General features: G+C 65.2%; 1 protein-coding gene. It reads left to right on the top strand.

The annotated features are described in order from the left end of the window. Position 1: 1 nt before the first annotated feature. A partial coding sequence (ispG, locus tag ACWGDX_RS39380; protein WP_453633643.1) for a flavodoxin-dependent (E)-4-hydroxy-3-methylbut-2-enyl-diphosphate synthase occupies positions 2-1,042 on the top strand: 1,041 nt, incomplete at its 3' end.

Genomic DNA, 1,042 nt, shown 5'->3' with positions numbered 1-1,042 from the left:
GATCCAGGTCGGGTCGGTGGCGGTCGGTGGGGATGCGCCGGTGTCGGTGCAGTCGATGACGACGACGCGTACGTCGGATGTGGGTGCGACGTTGCAGCAGATCGCTGAGTTGACGGCGTCGGGGTGTCAGATCGTGCGGGTGGCGTGTCCGACGCAGGATGACGCGGACGCGTTGGCGGTGATCGCGCGGAAGTCGCAGATTCCGGTGATCGCGGATATTCATTTCCAGCCGAAGTATGTGTTCGCGGCGATTGACGCGGGGTGTGCGGCGGTGCGGGTGAATCCGGGGAACATCAAGCAGTTCGATGACAAGGTGCGGGAGATCGCGAGGGCTGCGGGGGACGCGGGGACGCCGATCCGTATCGGGGTGAACGCGGGGTCGCTGGACGCGCGGCTGCTGCGGAAGTACGGGAAGGCGACGCCGGAGGCTCTGGTGGAGTCGGCGCTGTGGGAGGCGTCGTTGTTCGAGGAGCACGGTTTCCGGGACATCAAGATCTCGGTGAAGCACAACGACCCGGTGGTGATGGTGAATGCCTACCGTCAGCTGGCCGCGCGGTGTGACTACCCGCTGCATCTGGGGGTGACGGAGGCGGGTCCGGCGTTCCAGGGGACGATCAAGTCGGCTGTGGCGTTCGGGGCGTTGCTGAGTGAGGGGATCGGGGACACGATCCGGGTTTCTCTGTCGGCTCCGCCGGTGGAGGAGGTCAAGGTCGGTCTGCAGATTCTTGAGGCGCTGAATCTGAAGCAGCGGCGGCTGGAGATCGTGTCGTGTCCGTCGTGCGGGCGTGCGCAGGTGGATGTGTACCGGCTTGCGGATGAGGTGACGGCGGGGCTGGAGGGTATGGAGGTTCCGTTGCGGGTCGCGGTGATGGGCTGTGTGGTGAACGGTCCGGGTGAGGCGCGTGAGGCGGATCTGGGTGTGGCGTCGGGCAATGGCAAGGGGCAGATCTTTGTGAAGGGCGAGGTCATCAAGACCGTGCCGGAGTCGAAGATCGTGGAGACCCTGATCGAAGAGGCGATGAAGATCGCCGAACAGATGGAG

The sequence above is a fragment of the Streptomyces sp. NPDC055025 genome (assembly GCF_053608565.1).
This window is presented reverse-complemented; position numbering and strand designations above follow the sequence as displayed.